Annotated in this window: 17 protein-coding genes; 6 read left to right on the top strand and 11 right to left on the bottom strand. The window is 56.2% G+C overall.

The annotated features are described in order from the left end of the window. Positions 1–17 precede the first annotated feature (17 nt). Positions 18–995 carry a GlxA family transcriptional regulator gene (locus tag ACMWKA_RS22960; protein ID WP_414760638.1) on the top strand — a complete coding sequence of 326 codons (978 nt, stop codon included), beginning with the start codon at positions 18–20 and terminating at the stop codon, positions 993–995. A gap of 60 nt (positions 996–1,055) precedes the next feature. Here the strand turns inward: ACMWKA_RS22960 and ACMWKA_RS22965 are convergent, their stop codons facing one another. From ACMWKA_RS22965 to ACMWKA_RS22985, 5 genes are all read right to left on the bottom strand, one after another. Beyond that, on the bottom strand, positions 1,056–1,787 hold the full coding sequence (locus tag ACMWKA_RS22965; protein ID WP_262812586.1) for a carbonic anhydrase: 732 nt from the start codon (positions 1,785–1,787) through the stop codon (positions 1,056–1,058). 115 nt (positions 1,788–1,902) lie between these two features. Further along, on the bottom strand, positions 1,903–2,991 hold the full coding sequence (locus ACMWKA_RS22970; RefSeq protein WP_062935128.1) for an AAA family ATPase: 1,089 nt from the start codon (positions 2,989–2,991) through the stop codon (positions 1,903–1,905). 145 nt (positions 2,992–3,136) lie between these two features. Further along, a complete protein-coding gene (locus tag ACMWKA_RS22975) occupies positions 3,137–4,096 on the bottom strand; it encodes a YbgA family protein (RefSeq protein WP_029881877.1) in 960 nt (319 codons plus the stop codon). A gap of 102 nt (positions 4,097–4,198) precedes the next feature. Then, positions 4,199–4,609 (bottom strand): hydroxyisourate hydrolase, encoded by a 411-nt coding sequence (gene uraH / locus ACMWKA_RS22980; RefSeq protein ID WP_013094857.1) that lies wholly within the window; start codon positions 4,607–4,609, stop codon positions 4,199–4,201. A gap of 99 nt (positions 4,610–4,708) precedes the next feature. Then, positions 4,709–5,434 carry a MerR family transcriptional regulator gene (locus tag ACMWKA_RS22985; protein WP_020686466.1) on the bottom strand — a complete coding sequence of 242 codons (726 nt, stop codon included), beginning with the start codon at positions 5,432–5,434 and terminating at the stop codon, positions 4,709–4,711. A gap of 117 nt (positions 5,435–5,551) precedes the next feature. Here ACMWKA_RS22985 and ACMWKA_RS22990 point away from each other — a divergent pair, with 117 nt between their 5' ends. Continuing rightward, positions 5,552–6,076: a lipocalin family protein gene (locus ACMWKA_RS22990; RefSeq protein WP_029881878.1), complete on the top strand. Its 525-nt coding sequence runs from the start codon at positions 5,552–5,554 to the stop codon at positions 6,074–6,076. A 3-nt stretch (positions 6,077–6,079) separates the two neighbouring features. Here the strand turns inward: ACMWKA_RS22990 and ACMWKA_RS22995 are convergent, their stop codons facing one another. The 6 genes from ACMWKA_RS22995 to ACMWKA_RS23020 are packed head-to-tail and all read right to left on the bottom strand — an operon-like array spanning position 6,080 to position 12,112. Then, the gene (locus ACMWKA_RS22995) at positions 6,080–7,090 is read right to left on the bottom strand and encodes a fimbrial protein (RefSeq protein ID WP_414760642.1); all 1,011 of its coding nucleotides are present in this window, start codon (positions 7,088–7,090) and stop codon (positions 6,080–6,082) included. Further along, on the bottom strand, positions 7,090–7,605 hold the full coding sequence (locus ACMWKA_RS23000; RefSeq protein WP_023621018.1) for a fimbrial protein: 516 nt from the start codon (positions 7,603–7,605) through the stop codon (positions 7,090–7,092). Before ACMWKA_RS23000 ends, ACMWKA_RS22995 begins: the two co-directional genes overlap by 1 nt. Further along, positions 7,596–10,118 carry a fimbria/pilus outer membrane usher protein gene (locus ACMWKA_RS23005; protein ID WP_414760639.1) on the bottom strand — a complete coding sequence of 841 codons (2,523 nt, stop codon included), beginning with the start codon at positions 10,116–10,118 and terminating at the stop codon, positions 7,596–7,598. The genes ACMWKA_RS23000 and ACMWKA_RS23005 overlap by 10 nt, the downstream gene beginning before the upstream one ends. A 23-nt stretch (positions 10,119–10,141) precedes the next feature. Next, positions 10,142–10,819: a molecular chaperone gene (locus tag ACMWKA_RS23010; protein WP_023621016.1), complete on the bottom strand. Its 678-nt coding sequence runs from the start codon at positions 10,817–10,819 to the stop codon at positions 10,142–10,144. 53 nt (positions 10,820–10,872) lie between these two features. After that, positions 10,873–11,457 carry a fimbrial protein gene (locus ACMWKA_RS23015; RefSeq protein ID WP_013094864.1) on the bottom strand — a complete coding sequence of 195 codons (585 nt, stop codon included), beginning with the start codon at positions 11,455–11,457 and terminating at the stop codon, positions 10,873–10,875. A gap of 52 nt (positions 11,458–11,509) precedes the next feature. Further along, positions 11,510–12,112 (bottom strand): LuxR C-terminal-related transcriptional regulator, encoded by a 603-nt coding sequence (locus tag ACMWKA_RS23020; protein WP_013094865.1) that lies wholly within the window; start codon positions 12,110–12,112, stop codon positions 11,510–11,512. 710 nt (positions 12,113–12,822) lie between these two features. Here ACMWKA_RS23020 and ACMWKA_RS23025 point away from each other — a divergent pair. From ACMWKA_RS23025 to ACMWKA_RS23040, 4 genes are all read left to right on the top strand, one after another. Then, positions 12,823–13,614: a winged helix-turn-helix domain-containing protein gene (locus ACMWKA_RS23025; RefSeq protein ID WP_038418315.1), complete on the top strand. Its 792-nt coding sequence runs from the start codon at positions 12,823–12,825 to the stop codon at positions 13,612–13,614. 1 nt (position 13,615) lies between these two features. Then, positions 13,616–14,098, top strand: coding sequence for a hypothetical protein (locus ACMWKA_RS23030; protein ID WP_013094867.1), 483 nt, complete (start codon positions 13,616–13,618; stop codon positions 14,096–14,098). A 238-nt stretch (positions 14,099–14,336) separates the two neighbouring features. After that, positions 14,337–15,224: a GlxA family transcriptional regulator gene (locus tag ACMWKA_RS23035; protein WP_414760640.1), complete on the top strand. Its 888-nt coding sequence runs from the start codon at positions 14,337–14,339 to the stop codon at positions 15,222–15,224. Between the two features lie 84 nt (positions 15,225–15,308). Beyond that, positions 15,309–16,307 (top strand): class I SAM-dependent methyltransferase, encoded by a 999-nt coding sequence (locus tag ACMWKA_RS23040; protein WP_414760641.1) that lies wholly within the window; start codon positions 15,309–15,311, stop codon positions 16,305–16,307. Positions 16,308–16,447: the final 140 nt, after the last annotated feature.

Consider the following 16,447-nt stretch of genomic DNA (forward strand, 5'->3'; position numbering starts at 1 on the left):
AAGGGAAGGAGAGACAGATGCCACTTATCAACGTCGCGATTGTCGCGGTGGACGGGTTTAGCCCGTTCCACTACTCCGTTCCCTGTATTCTGTTTGGCGACGCGGTCTCCGGCGAAAAGCGCTTTAACGTGACGATCTGCGCCGAAAAACCCGGTGTTCTCACCTCAAAAGAGGGCTTTGCCCTTAACGCGACGCAGGATTTTTCAGCCATCGCGCAGGCGGATATTGTGGTGGCGCCCTACTGGCAGCACGTGCTGGATCGCCCGCCTCAGGCGCTGCTCGACAGCCTGGTGCAGGCAAGAGACAACGGCGCGGAAATCGTCGGGCTGTGTCTGGGGTCGTTTGTGCTGGCGTATGCGGGCATTCTCGACGGCAAGCGCGCGGCCACCCACTGGGAGTTTGAACATCACTTCCAGTCGCTTTTTCCGCGCGTCCAGCTTGATATCAACGCCCTCTATGTGGATGACGACAATATTATTACCTCCGCCGGGACCGCCGCCGCGCTGGACTGCTGCCTGTATATCATCCGTCAGCGCTTTGGCAGCGTGGTTGCCAACCAGATCGCCCGTCGGATGATTGTGCCGCCGCACCGCGAAGGCGGTCAGGCGCAGTTTATTGCCCAGCCGGTGCCGAAGGACACCCGCGACGCGCGGATTAACTGCCTGATCGACTACCTGCAGCAACACATTACCGAGCCGCATAATCTCGACTCGCTGGCGAAGGTGGTCTCGATGAGCCGCCGCACGCTGACCCGCCATTTTGTCAACGCCACCGGCATGACCGTGGCCGACTGGCTCACCGCCGAGCGCCTGCGGCGCAGCCAGATCTTACTGGAAGCCGGCAATATGCCGGTTGAACGCGTGGCCGAGCTGGTGGGGTTTAACTCTGCGGTGACCTGGCGACAACAGTTTAAGGCGCGTTTTGGCATCAGCCCGACGGAGTGGCGCAAGACGTTTCGTATTCAGCCGTCTGTAGCCAGGCATGATGCGACATGAAGTAACACCGTCTTTTAGGCCGGGAGACCCGGCCTGCGGATGCTTTTAACTCACAACACCTTACTGAACAATCACGCGGCCGTTCAGAGGCTGAAGCGGACGGTTATTGCTGTGCTCAAGCGCTTGCTTAAACATCTCCAGCTGCTTTTCTGACAGGGTGACGGTGTTTTTCATCACCAGCCAGCGCAGCCCTTCGGTGCACGGTGGGGTGGTCAGCGAGCCGCTGAAGCGATAATAGTGCAGGTCAGCCGGGAACAGCGGACGAAGATCGAGGTGTTTATCAATCGAGATTTCGTGGTCCTTTTCCTTCGGAAGGCGCGCCAGCAGCGGGTTGAGTGCGCTGTTTTCCGGGCCGACCTCAAACATAACGGCAAGCACTGCGACATCGCCCTCTTTGCTGGCATGAACAAAGTGCGCTTCCAGCGGGAAGGATTTGCCGTTGATCCGGTTTTCGCTCGGGGTGTGGAAATGGTACTGGCGCAGGGTAAAGATCTGATCGTCCAGACGGAATTCATCTTCGTCGCTGGCGGTCACCTGCAGGGTATGGCCGTTGTTCACCAGCTTTTCGGCGGCGGTATGGAAATTCATCTCCAGCGGCGGCAGCGTGGCGTTATAGGCGTTACGGATATCGATGGGTGACTGGAATTTCCCGGTCTTGCAGGTGGCAAACTCGTCGCTGAGCTCGCCCCAGTTTTCCGGACCACTCTTGCCTTCATACGTCCAGTGTGGGGCAGACCCCGCAAAGACAGAGGCAGATAAGGCGAATACGGATGCGGTCAGAATGTGTTTCATGTTGTGTCTCTCAGAATAAGAAATGCGCGTTAAGATACTGATGGCATTGTACTCTTTTCCAAAAGACCCGTCTTATATTGTGGTTATTTGCGTTAAAGAAAATGAAAGCCCCTTCTTACTCCAGCTTCTCCATCTTCGTCTCTCCTTCCGTCATTGACAGCTGATACAGCGAAAACGATCGGTGCTTCTCAATCAATGTCGCCAGCTCCGGCGAGTGGCTGGTGAGCCAGATCTGCGAGTAGCGGCTGGCCTCGGCAATCAGGCTTGCCAGCGCGGGCAGCATCTGCGGATGCAGGCTGTTTTCCGGTTCGTTGAGGGCGATAAACGCCGGTGGGCGCGGGCTTAACAGTGCCACTGCCAGGCACAAAAAGCGCAGCGTGCCGTCAGAGAACTCCGCCGGTTCCAGCGGGCGGCTTAAGCCCTCACGCTGCATCATCATGCGAAAACGTCCGCCGGTGTTGTCGCTGTAAAACACGCAGCCGGGGAAAGCCTGATCAAGAATGCGCATCAGCAGCAGTTCATCGCCAATCTCGACAATGGTCTGGAATGCCGCCGCGAGGTTGGCGCCGTCGCTCGCTAGCACCGGAGAGCGGAAACCCACCTGCGGGGCACGCATCATGGAGCCGCTTGCAACGGAAAACTCATGATAAAATCGCCAGTTACGCAGGGACTCGCGCATCTGCGACACTTCCGGGTAAAGGTGCGGTTCGCCGAGCTGTCCGAATACCGATTCGTTCTCGTACAGCGTGCCGCTGTGGGTCACTTTCTCGTGATGGACGTTATTCAGGAAAACCGCCTGATTTCTGCGCTTCATCAGCTGTGCCGACGGGCGGCGGTGCTGGCCGCTCAGCCAGAGCGACTCTTCCTTGATCACCGGATCGAGCTGAAACTGCGAGGGATAGGGCAGCTTCTCAACAAAGCCTACCTGCAGCTCGTATTCGTAGGTTTCGGTTTCTACCGCCAGGTTCATCCGTCGCAGCTGGTCGCTGCGGGTTTTACCCGCCCAGAACACTTTCAAAATCCCGCCTTCATTCGCCAGAGCCTGAGAAAACTGCCCCTGCGCGGCGCTGTGCATCAGGTGTATCGCCTTGTAAATATTTGATTTCCCGGTGCCATTCGGGCCGAAGACAATGTTGAGTTGTTCCAGCTCCAGCGACATATCGCGAATTGAGCGGTAGTTTTGAATGTGCAGGGTGTTAATCACAGGCCGATCCCTTTTTTGCGTTATAACCTGTATATATTTACAGCCTTTCAGGCGAAATGCAAAAAAGAGACGACAGTGAGGATGTCGTCTAAACGGGCTACTGCTTCGGGCCCCTGAGGGTCAATGGGGGCCTTCGCCTTATTGATTATTTAACGGCCAGACGCAGACCCAAATCATCAGGATAGGGATCAAAGTAGTTTTGCGTCATCAGATACTGATCCGGGTATTCGGCAAGGTAATGTTTTAGCAGCGTGATCGGCGCAAGAATGGGCAGAAGCCCTTCTCGGTAATGCAGGATCACGTCACGAAGCTCACCCCGCTGGCGGCTGTTAAGCTGGTTACGGAAATAGCCCTGAATATGCATCAGCACGTTGGTGTGATTTTTCCGCGAGGCGGGCTTTTTCAGGATGGTCATCAGTTTTTCGCGGTACGCCTCGAAGAACGCGTCCAGATCGTCCCATTCATGCAGCGAGGCGACAAACGGGCCAATCTCACGGTAACCCGCCTGATGGTGTGCCAGCAGCTGCAGTTTGTAGCGGCTGTGAAAATCCAGCAGCGCGCGGCGCGTCAGGCCGTTTTTACGCAGCGTGTTCAGTTCGTGCAGCGCAAAAACGCGCTCGACGAAGTTTTCCCGCAGCACCGGGTCGTGCAGACGGCCATCCTCTTCTACGGGCAGCCACGGCCAGGTTTCAAGGAGCGCGGCGGTGAACAGCCCGACGCCCTCCTTGCGGCCCCGGTTGCCGTTTTCATCGTACACGCGCACGCGTTCCATGCCACAGCTGGGGGATTTTGCACAGACGATAAACCCGGCGAGATCGCCGATCTTAGGCAGATAGCTGGCCGTAAAGTCGGCCATTTTCTGCGTGACGTCATCATGCGGCGGATGGCTAAAACGCATCTGCGTGTCGCCGCCGGTCGTCATGATCAAACGCAGCGCAGGGCGTGGTGTAGGCAGGCCGATGGCCATTTCGGGGCAAACGGGTCGGAAATTCACCCACTGGGCCAGCTCATCCATGACGAAACCCATACGCTTATGCCCGCCGTCAAAGCGAACGGCGGACCCGGTCAAGCAGCCGCTAATACCCAGCACAGGTTTCGTTGTCATGGTATGTTCCTCCAGAGCCAATACTTAAAACTTACACAATCTTGCTTATTTGTCCAAGTATTGGCGGAGGTATTTTTTATTGCCGTTTAAAATCAACAGGTTTTAACTGCCCTTGTAGGTTGAATAACCGTACTGACTCAGCAGAAGTGGAATGTGCAGTTTCTCGTTGGTCCGGGTGACGGTAAACAGCACCGGCACTTCCGGGAAGAATGTCTCCAGCTTTTTAGCGTGGAAATAGTCTGCGGTTTTGAAGGTCACTTTATACACGCCAGGCTGCATGTCCTGTTCCTGGGGATAGAGCGATTTGATACGTCCGTCATGGTCGGTTTTGCCGCTGGCAACCGGGATCCATTTGTCCTGCTGCTGCTTTTCCAGGGTAACGGTGACATCCGATGGCGGCATGCCGGTTTGCTGGTCGAGAACGTGTACGCTCAGCGTGCCGGCAGGGGCACTGAAGGCGGCAGGGGCAAAAGCCATGGAGGCCAGGATCAGCAGAGGGGCAGTTTTTTTCATGTTGTTTTCCTGTGAAGTTGTCAGTCACAGGAAAACGTTAGCATCTGCGGCGCGGAAAAATATTCAACTTTTCGTGAAGATTCCCGCAGGAGAAAATCATTAGAGGATAATGACCTCAAGGGAAAGCTGCTGCTGCCACTGCGCCACCTGTTTTTTCCGCGCGGCGGTCAGTTTACCGCTGGTGACCAGCAACCATTTGCGATCGGGAAATATCTCCGGTGCCAGCGTGGCAGGGGGCGTGGGTAATACGTCGATGCGGTGACCCTGACCGGTCCGCGACAAGGCTTCGAGCCAGATTTCACACGGGTCGTTCAGGTACCAGCCGCTGAGCAGAATGTTATCGCCCGGCGCTTTTTTATCGCCTTCGAGGCAAAACGAGGTGTAGGCGATGAGGATGCCGTCGAGGATCGCGCGCAGGGTCATGGCGGCGGCGACGTTGGCGGACACCTGGCTGCGCAGCGGACGTAGCACGTTGGTCACCAGCTCAGGTCTGGGGTATTCGCGGCCCGCGTCGTAAATCATCTGGCGCAGGGACTCGATTTTGCCCCCCTGCAGGCGTTCCAGCATGTTCTGCTGGAGCGTTTGCCAGTTGTTGGTCCGGCGGGGTACAGGGCGCTCAAGCAGGGGTTTTACCTGGCCAATGGGCACGCCTTTTTTCACCCAGTCGAGGATTTTCAGCGCCTGCTGAACGTCTTCATCGCTGTACTGGCGGTGGCCGCCCTCCGTGCGCTGTGGCTTGAGTAAACCATAACGACGCTGCCACGCCCGCAGCGTGGTGGCGGTGATGCCGCTAAGTCTGGCGAATTCGCCGATGGAGTAAGCCATGTCCATGTCCAGAGTGGAGGAATACTCTCAATATACTACGAATTTTTCAGAACGGGATGAAGCGCCGAAAGGGTGCACTACACTTAACATCCAACCGTGCAAATGAAAGGAATTCTCATGAAGCTATGGCCTGTTGTCACCGGGGTTGCCATTGCGCTGACCCTTGTAGCCTGTAAATCCCCCACGCCGCCGAAAGGCGTGCAGCCTATTTCCGGTTTTGATGCCAGCCGCTATCTCGGCAAGTGGTATGAAGTCGCCCGCCTGGAGAACCGCTTTGAACGCGGGCTGGAGCAGGTGACGGCCACCTACGGCCAACGGAGCGATGGCGGAATCAGCGTGCTTAACCGGGGTTACGACCCGGTGAAGAACAAATGGAACGAGAGTGAAGGCAAAGCGTACTTTACCGGCGCGCCAACCACCGCCGCGCTGAAGGTTTCGTTCTTCGGCCCGTTCTACGGCGGCTATAACGTCATCAAGCTGGACGATAAGTACCAGTACGCGCTGGTCAGCGGCCCGAACCGCGACTACCTGTGGATTTTGTCGCGCACGCCAACCGTGCCGGACGCGGTGAAGCAGGATTACCTGAACACCGCGCGCAGTCTGGGCTTCCGGGTCGATCAGCTGGTGTGGGTAAAACATTAACCCCTACTGGTACGAGAACGTAATGCTTGCCAGCGCGTTCGCCGAGCCGGGGACAAGTTCGCCGGTTCGGATGTATTGCGCCTGGAACGGCAGCGACAGGGTTTGTGCCACAGTGGTGCTCTGGATAAAGAACTGATTGGTTGTGCCCGCCGCCGAGCTGTCCGGCCCCATCATCAGCGGGCCGGTACCGTTATAGAAAAACTGCACCCCTACGCCGGACGCGGTGGAGTCGCCGGTCAGCGTCACCACCGACGAGGTGTTCGACGGCGTGGTCTGATCGGTCATCACCGCGCTCACCGCGACGTTCGCGTCACAGGTCAGGCTGACGTTAAACGCACCCGAAGGCGATGTACTGCCCACAGTTGTCAACGTGCGGATATCGATCGTACCCAGATCGACGTTCGCGCTTTTGGTGCCCACCGTACAGCCGCTCGCCGTCACGGTGATGGTGGTGGGGTTAATGATGACCTTTGCCGTTTTGACCTCGTTGTTATAGGCGGTCACCACCGCAGCGTCGAGGGAGGGGATCTGGTAAACCCCTGACTTCAGTGCTGTCGCGGTCTTAATAAAGGTCACCTTGGCAGACCAGCCTAAACTGGTCGCATAACCATTGGTGCCCTCTGCAGGATAGCTTTGGGTAATACCGCTTTGCAGGGGTATCCAGGCCGAGCCGTTAAAATCTTTTAGCCCGATGATATACCCCACCCCCGGCACGCCGGTTTCAAAAATGGTGTAGTTCACCCCGTCGACGGTGACCGTTGTGCCGCTGGAGATCGCGCTGCTGCTCGGTTGCAGCGTGCCTTTGGAGCAGGTAAAGACCCAGCCGCACCAGAACACTTCCTGTACGCTGACGGAGGCGCTCCAGGTGGAGCCGATAATGCTCCCCGGCATAACTGAATCTGCCGGGCCGCTGTAGGTCATCGGCTGCGGGGAGAGGGTGATATCTGATTTCCATTCCATCGCCTGTGCGCTGGCGCAGAGCAGTAATCCGCTAATAAACAAGAATAAACGCATCATTGATACTCCGTGGTCCAGGTGGCAAAAGCGGAGACGTCTCCGGCATTCACCGGCGCGCCCGTGGCGGCCAGCCGAGCGTAGAAGGTCATCTCTACGCTGTCATCGCCCGGCGTGCCCCGGGCGGTGGTTTGCGTGTCGAGGGGGATCAGCCCGCCGTCTTTATCGAGGATCTGCACCGCCACGCCGGTGGCGCCGCCGTCGGCAATTTTCACCAGCTGCGGGTTGTCGTTATCCGGCGTGCCGCTGAAGCGGATTTTGACCCCGGCAAAGGTTGGCCCGCACGCTTCAAGCCTGATTGTGAAGGGCGTTTTGATATTGCTGACCGCGCCTGCACGGGGGAATTGTTTAATCCCGATGGTACCCAGCGGAACGTCCTGCTCTTTAGAGTCCGCCGCCACAACGCAGGTGTTGCCGATCAAATTCCCGGTGACGGAAACCAGCACGTCATAGCCGCGAACCGGGAACGTGAAGATCAGCAAAGCGATGCTGAACGTCCGAAGCGTTACTGACATACCACCTCCTGTGAATAGAGCCCGGTGCGGGCGTTATAGCTCTGCTTGTTCAACGCGTAGTTGATGGTGCAGCGCTGGTCGCTGTTGCGCCCCCATACGGCACTCAACGTGCCTCGCTCGGTTAACCCCGACAAATACAGGCTGCCGCCGTCGCCGACGATGCCGCTGGTTTTGTCATCGTTCAATGAGACCAGCGTGCCGAAGGGCAGCACGTCGTTGCCGCGGCGTACGACAAACATCGCTTTTTTCCCCTGGCGTGTGACAAGGGTGGCGCGAACCAGCGCGCCGTCGGTCGGCGTTTTGTTGACGATGGCATTCTCCAGCTCCACGTCATTACCTGCGGTTGTGACATCCAGCGCGACCTGGTTCACGCGGTACGGCGTGGCGTAGGGGATCACCGCGTAGCCCCGGCTGTCGGTTTTGATACCCTTGTGGTTAAGCACGGCAACGTCGCTGGCGCCCGGGGCTTTCACCAGAATGTTGGTGTTGCCGAGCGGCTGGCTCAGCGTCAGACCATCTTCATGCAGCACCGCGCCGCCGCTCATCCCGTAGCTGAGGTTGCGGGAATCACGGGTATAGCTGTAGCCCAGGTTGTAGTCTCCTTTTGCGCCTTCGTATTGCAGCGTGGCGTCGCCGCCGTAGTGCTGTTGCGCGCTATAGCGCTGGTTGACGCTGTAAAACAGGTTCTCCTGGCCCGGCAGATAACCGCTCACGCCGGTACTGGCCGTAGTGCCGGTTGAATCCGCATGGGTGGTGGTAAAGCGGGCGCGGGTCGACAGCGCCGGGTTGCCCAGCGGCACCGAAAGTGACATCGCCAGCACGTTATCTTTTTTGTCGTCATACAGGCTAGAGCTGCGCTGAACGCTGACGCCAAGCGACACGTTACGAAACGTGGCATTCCACGCGAACTGCAAACTTTGCGTGGTTTTCGACGTGTTCCAGTAGGTTTGCTGATCCCACGACAGCGACAGCGAACCGTATTGCCCCATCGGCTGTGACAGCAGCAGCTGGTTTTTGGCCTTACGCGACATGCGCAGGTTATATACCGTGTCGTAGTGGGTGGTGACGGTGCCATCGTCTTCCACAATCTGCTTTGGGGATCCGCCCGCCATGCCCTTGTACGTGGTATCGCTCAGGGTATAAAACCCTTTCGTTGAGTAGCGCAGCGAGAAAAAATTAACCCGCGTGCCGATATCATTCAGCAGCTTGCTGTAACGCAGGCGCACGGAATCGCCGGTGTAGTGCTGGTCGTCCGCCAGCTGGCTGCGGGCGTGGGTCAGGTCGATGGAATACGCGCCAAAGCGCCCCAGGTTCTGCCCAATCCCGAAGGCCAGACCGTTATAGCGATCGGCAAACTGCGCCCCACCGTAAAATGTCAGGCCATAACGCCAGCCGTAGAACAGCTCGCCCTGCGCGAAAGAGGGTGCATCCTGATGGCCCATCGGACGATATTTCCCTGCTCCCAGGGCATATTTCAGCTGTCCGTTACGCACCAGGTTTGGCACGCTGGCATACGGAAGCGTGTACTGCGTCTGGCTGCCGTCGTTCTCCTGGATCGTGACCGCGAGATCGCCCCCGGAAGAGGTCGGGTAGAGATCTTTCAGCACAAACGCCCCCGGCGGCACTGAGGTTTGATAAATGATGTTGCCGTTCTGGCGAACCGTCACCGTGGCGTTGCTGCGGGCGATGCCGCGCACTTCCGGCGCATAGCCGCTCAGGCTGGCAGGCAGCATATTGTCATCGGTTTTCAGGGCAATGCCGCGCAGGCCCACGGCGTCGAACACCTGGGCGGAGGTATACGTTTCCCCGGCGTAAACCTGCGCGTTCAGGGCGGGAATATCCCGCTGCAGCCAGGTCTGCACGTGGGTGAGTTCGTTAGTATCTTTGGTCCACGTGGTGAAATCACGCAGCCGCCACGCGCCGAGATTGATGCCGCTGTTCAGGCTCGCAAACAGCTGCTGGTCGCGCGTGCGCGTCTCGCCCTGATAGTCATTGTTCGAGCCGTTTACCACATAGTTCAGCCACGCGGCAGGAATGCCCGCTTCCCAGCTTTCCGGGCTGACATACCCGCGCGGCAAATTGCGCATCGCGCTCTGCGGTACGGTGAAGCTGAGGGAGAGCGTCTGCTGGTCAAAATCAAACCGGGTATCGGCAAACGCCTCCGTCAGAAAAATGCAGCGCTGCGCGAGCGGCAGTGCGCCGCCTTTCGCCTGCTGGCTGTCGATGCCCAGCGCCGCGATCTGTTCAGGCGTGAGGCATGGCAGGGCTTCCCCTGTATTTTCAGCGGTGCGGAACGTGACATTGCCGGTGAACGCATAGTTGTTATTGATATACACGTTGAGGTTGTGATCGCCCGGCGGCAATGCGCTCCCGGCGTTGACCCAGGCGAGATCGGCGCTGTTGGCGCTCTCACCGTTGAGGAACGCAGGGTTAAATTGCAACGCGCTTTCAGCCGCCATGGCCTGCCGAATTACCAGGGAGATCACCGTGGCACACAGGATTTTTCTTTTCACGTGGTCACGCCTCACAGTCGGGATTATTGGGACAATGCCGCGCGTGTCGCGGGCGTCCATGCGCCGTAATCGTTAATGGTCTGGTAGCTCACGCTGCTGGCGTGGCTGAAGGTTTCGCCCAGCGTTACGCTGGATTTCGGCGGCACCATCACCGGCTGTACCGGCATGCCATCGATTTTCAGGTTGATGGTGGTGAGGTAGTACGGCGTTGGGTTGCTGAGCGTGACCTTTCCGCCGCGATAGGCTCCGGTCAGGCTTTTCCAGGCGTCCCCTGCGCCTTGCCCAAGGCTCTCCGGGCGATAAAACACCTTGATGCGGTTTGCCGAAGCAAACTGCAGCGAATTGCCGGAACCGCTTTTGGTCTGCTGCGGGATGGCTTTCACCGTCATCCAGTAGAGCGTTTCGCGATCCTCTGGCAGGGCTTTACCGTTAAACATGATTTTCACCGCGCTTTCGCTGGCCGGTTTCATGACGAACAGTGGCGGCGTAATAACGAAGTCGTTGGTTTTTTGCCCTTTTTCGTTTTCCATCCATGACTGGATCAGGAACGTGGCGTCGGGATGCGTGTTCCTGACCTGCAGCATGGACTGGTTAGTAGTGCTGGAGTAGACCATTCGCGTGGCGCCCAGCCCTACGCCGCCTGCATATGCGGCGGATGAACATAATGAAATAGCCAGACAGATCCCTGCTTTTGCGCGCATGGTGCGTCTCCTTAAAGCTGAGTCAGGCCCGGCCAGCGAACCGGGCCTGAAAATTACGAGTAGGTAACGGTGTAGGTTGCAACCGCGCTGGCATCACCCGCCGTGGCGTTGCCCTGCGGTGAGTAATATTTCGCGCTGAAGTTCAGGGTGTTGGCCCCCGCACGCAGAGGAATGGCGGCGGCAGGTTCACCCAGCTTTACCACCTTGCCCTGTTCGTCGTACAGGCGAATCGCAACGTGCTGCGCCGAGTTAGCGCCGCCGTTTGCGCCAACGGCCAGGCTGTTGGCATCGGCCGCATCCGGCGTACCGGTGAAGGTCACGGCCACGGTGGTGGCGGCAATCGGATTGTCTTCCGTTGAGGCGGAGGTATCGGCGATTTCGCAATCTTCCAGGGTGATGGAGAAGGCTTTCGCGGTGCTGGCTTCACTGCCTGCCGCGGCCAGCGTGGCGGTACGCACTTCGCCCATGTCGACATCAATGTTGGCGCTGCCAGCACTGATGGCGCAGGCTGAGGTCACCACCTTGCCGCTGAAGTTCACCGTACCGCCGCTGGTGGTTGCAGCGAACGCCGACCCTGCTGGCAGTACTGCCGCAACGGCGACGGCAAGCAGTGTTTTCGTTTTAAATTGAGCTTTCATTGTCCTGATTCCATGTTGTCGTTATGTCGGGTTGTGCTCTTGGTCGACAGATCTAACTGGTTAAAAAGACCAGCAAATCTGTCTTATTTCTGAGCCCAAGTTTTCTTATCGCTGAGCTTTTTAACGCGCTGACGCGGCGGTAAGAAAGCTGCTCTGTTTCGGCGATATAACGCATATCCAGACCTTTTCGCAGATCCTTCAATACTCGCCATTCGCCCGGCGTCAGCGATAACGCCGTGGGTTTCTTTTTTGGGCGATATCGGCTATCGACCATTTTTAATAAGCTGGCTCGCCAGTGATAAAGTGGCTCCTGCAGCGAGATATAGGCATCTATATCGCCGCGTATCCACAGCCAGGAATTGGCTGGCGCGGAATACATACAAATAAGGACGTCAGGCTGGCGGGATTTGATGTTTTTTATATATTTCAGGCAATCAAATCCCGCGTGATACTTTTCCGTGCCGGATAAAAAAATGACATCAACGGGGGTGGTTAAAAACACGGTTTCCATTAATGAATAATCATCGCTTGATGCTATTACCTGCATTTCAGGAACCATGTTTTTTAATACCGCGGCGATCCCCTGACGTGAAAAGTGATCGCCTCCCAACAGTGCGGTTGTTAAATGACGTTTATTTCCGGTTTTATTCGCCATGTTATTCCCTCGATTTATAATTGTAATGAGGCTCGCCCGTCTGGCAGAACGATGCCTGTATTTTCGAAGCAATTAAGCATTGCACGGTATGGAGTCACTATACGGATAGTGCGAAACAGGTAATCTGAATTAATCTTAATTTGTATTAAGTTGAGCTAAACGGATTTCTTCATTATCTCCCTGCCGTACCGGCTGCCTCATATTTGCCTGTAATTAATCATACCGACACTTTTTAATGAAAAGTTGGCTTTACTAAATGTTTTGTAAGGAAATTGTCTGGTGGTGTCAGGTATTCCGCCTTGTTACTTACTTCTGCTAACAATTTCAGGGTGAAACTGTTAATTATGACGGGGCTTTTAGACGAGTTTGAGATGACTAAAATTGCCGACAGACCGCGTCTTGTCTGGTTTCCTCGGAAAAAGTGAATAAAGGTCTCTGAATAATTCAGACACGGATGGCCGAAGCGTTCAATTCGCCGTTTTGTCGAGTTTTGTCAGTGTCAAGTCCGCGTGGGGAAAGGTAGCATGAGGCATTTTCAGGTGCTTTGCCAGATCTCATATGGCCAAAAAGGCGGTTAAGAGAACTTCAGATAAGCGGTTAAGAAAAAATAAAAATAAGATTTTTCGCCAGGCGCCAGGATATACAGACGCGGGTTTATCGGTCACATTAATCCTTAAACCGGCGTTTACAGGAGGTATTTAACGAGTCTTATGCATAAGTATTATATCATTAATGGCATCGTCGAGTTTCATCCTGCGGCCAGCACATTACGCGACCTCAATAATCCTGAACAGGTGGTGGTATTAAACTCGCCTGCCGGACGTTGTTTGCTGTTATTGATTGAAAGAGCCGGGAGTATTGTCACTCAACAGGAGTGTATGGACATTGTCTGGCAACGTCGGGGAATGATGGTGTCGCCGAATACCTATTACCAGAATATCTCTATTCTGCGTAAGGGGCTGAAAAAAGCCGGGTTTGAAACCGATCCAATCGTCACGATCCCTCGTATTGGCCTGACGCTGGCAAGCGATACGCAAATTACGATTAAAGAGGCGCAGTTGCCCTCGGCAGAGCCAGAAGCACCGGTCCAGACCGTTCAGGAAGAGGCTGGCGTACCGCAGCCCGTGGCTCCTGTCACTCCCGTTGCTCCGGTTGCGAAACGTCGCTTCTGGCTGGGGGGCGCACTGCTGGCGCTGCTGTTAATCATTAGCGTGAGCGTCATCAGCTATAGCCGGCCGCATGACAACTATTTTGTGGACGGTTACCGCTTCACGACAATGATGGGAGAGTGTCGGCTCTATTTTGCCCGCGATATCGAGACGCCGCAGGACAGGGAAAAAGCGCTGGCCTATGCTGCGCCATTTAAAGATGAATGCAGCAGTTATCCTTGGATCTATATCAGTGGATATAGCCTGTTGCCGCGTGCTTCGGTGATCCGCTGCGACCGGGCAATGACGGAACCAAACCGTTGTATGTCAGATTACTTTATTCAGGATCATTAATATGGCTCGTTACCGTCAAACGCTGTTAACGCTCTGTCTGTGCCTGCTGGTGGGGGCGTTAGCCGCTGGCTATTATCTGTGGCAGCGTTATTACATTCACCCTTTTGCCTGTCAGGTGAACTTTATTCAGCACCATCCTGAAGAGACACTGACCTTGTGGCTAAATTATACGGTGGACGGTAACAACGGTACGCTCAGCATGAACGGTCGGGTGAAGAGCGATCCGGGTAAGACCTTTAATCGTAAAATATTCTTTCAGGTAGAGCGCAAAGATAATGTCTATTACATGCGATCTGTCCGCAATATCAAATTCCCCGATGATGACGTGAGCGACAGCTGGCTGGAGAAGTACGAACCGTTATTTTTCATCTACCCCAACGAGAGTATTTATATGCGAATTAAGAAACAGCAGAATGATAATTATTTATTCATTCTGGGGACGTTACCGACCTATGTGTGCCACCCCTCAAAAACGGAGGGCTGAACGGGAAAAGCGTTGCTGTTTTGTGGTCATCATTTATACTTTATTGAACCGCTAAGAAATATCTTAGAGTAATATAAGAGCAACACAATATGTTGCGATAATGTAATTAATATTTTTTGGCAAGGTAATGAAAACTTTAATTGATGACTCATGCAGGCGTGGTTCTGCACGAAATAAACCCCTGCATATCGGTTTATTTCTGTGGCCCCATTTTTCGTTATTAGCCCTATCGGGGTTAATGGAGGCGTTACGTACTGCGTCCTGTGTACAAAAAACCAGACAGAAAATCGCGTTCAAACTCAGTCTGATAAGCACCCGGGCGGAATTGCCCATCACCAGCAGCGCCGGTATTAGCGTGCAGCCTGAAGCCGCGCATCTTACTCCGGGGGAATACGACTATATTGCCGTGATTGGCGGAAGTCTGGAGGATCTGGATAAGGGGCTCCCGGACGACCGGGCATTTCTTGCAGAGGCGCATCACAACGCAATTCCGCTGATCGGTATTGGCACCGGGAGCTTTATCCTGGCGGAAGAGGGGATCCTCAATGAACGGCGCGCCTCGATCCATCCTTATCATCATGACGTCTTCACGCAACGGTTTCCGCAGGTTTATGCCGAGCAGGGGCTGGATTTTATCGATGAAGGCGATGTGCTGACCTGCCCGGGCGGGATCTCGACGCTGACGCTAACCACGGCGCTGATTCGCGCCCATGCGGGCGACGATATTGCCGCCACCACGTCACGGCGTTTATCGCTCTCACCGCACGCTGTTACTACCCCGCGGCCTGCCAATATTGCGCTGATCCCGGACTCGCGGCTGCGCAGAGCGGTCATGATCATCGAACAGTACCTGACACGCCCGCTTAGCGCCGCCGGGCTGGCCAAGGACGTCAAGCTGAGCGAGCGTCAGCTTAATCGCCTGTTTCACGCTGAGTTTGGTAAAACGGCACGTGAATTTATCCGCAGCGCCAGACTGCGCTATGCCTGCTGGCTGTTGAAGAACTCGCAGCAAAGCGTCACGGACATTGCGCGGCGGATGGGCTTTAGCGACTGCGCCCATTTTATCCGTCATTTCCAGCTTGAGTACGGCTGTACGCCTGGGGTGTGGCGCACGTCGCAGAGCTAATGCCCCGATTTCGTGCTTTCTTCGTAGGGTATTACTGGTTTGCCTGGATACACTTCCGTTAAAAGCCCAACGGGGGACGATGACATGAACTGGCAGCCTTTTCGCGGCAGCGCACCGGGAAATATGACTATTTTCAGCGCCTCATTTCCTGATGTCAGCGACCAGTGGCCGATGAAAGACGAGACTGCCCGGGAGATCAACGCGCTTAACCAGGCGCTGAAAGCCGACCCGGCGCTTCGCCCTCCGCTGATTGAATACGAAGAGGGCGGGCAGGCGGTGCTTGTCCCGCAGAACCGTTACTCCGAACAGGCTTTTCGCAACCGGCCTGCGCTTCTCGCGTGGCGCGCCCGGCTGGTTCCCACCGCGCTGGCGCTGTTTGTGGTGCAAAATCCGCTGGAGGACCGCCTCCCCGAAGGCACGAAAATGGACAGCGACAGCCGCCAGTGGTTTATTCACGCTAACGACGCCATCGGCGTGCGCTCCCGCGCAAAAGTGCTGGCTGCGATGGTAGAGAAGTACATCCATAACGAGAGCGAGAACAACTGGGTGAGCCTGGCCAGCGGAGCGGCCATTCCCGTGCTGGAGGCGCTGCGCAACGCAAAGCTCGACGGCCAACAGGTGTACCTGACGCTGGTAGATAAAGACCCCGTCGCGCTGAGCTGGGCCGAGACCATGGCCGCGCAGGAGGGGCTGGTTGTGGGCGAACAGCTGACGCTGCTCAGGCGCAACCTGCTGCATACGCTGGTGCGTAACGACGATTTACTGCTGGAGCTGGGCGAGCATCAGGCCGAACTGGTCGACGCGCTGGGCATATTTGAGTACTTCAGCGATACCGATGCGGTGACTTTCCTGCAGCGCGCGCTGCGGCTGGTGAAGCCCGGCGGGGCGGTGATTGTGTCGAATATGCTGACCAGCAGCCCGCAGATCGACTTTGTGCTGCGCGGTATTGGCTGGGAGGACATTCACCCCAGGTCGTTGCAGCAATTGCAGGATATCCACCTCGCGGCGGGCGTGCCGGTGGAGAATGTCACCGTGGTGGTGCCAAAGGATGGGGTGTACGCGGTGATGGAGGTGAAGGGTTAGCGCGATCGGTTCTCTCTCCCTGTGGGTTGAGGGATCCCCATAAAATAATGCCTGCACGGAGGACCCCCTCTCCCTTGAGGGAGAGGGTTGGGGTGAGGGGGAACATATGGCTGTAGAGGTCATTCCGTTCACTTTATGTT

Source organism: Enterobacter sp. 03-F-07-AD-ECC, assembly GCF_047530935.1.
GTDB lineage: Bacteria > Pseudomonadota > Gammaproteobacteria > Enterobacterales > Enterobacteriaceae > Enterobacter > Enterobacter cloacae.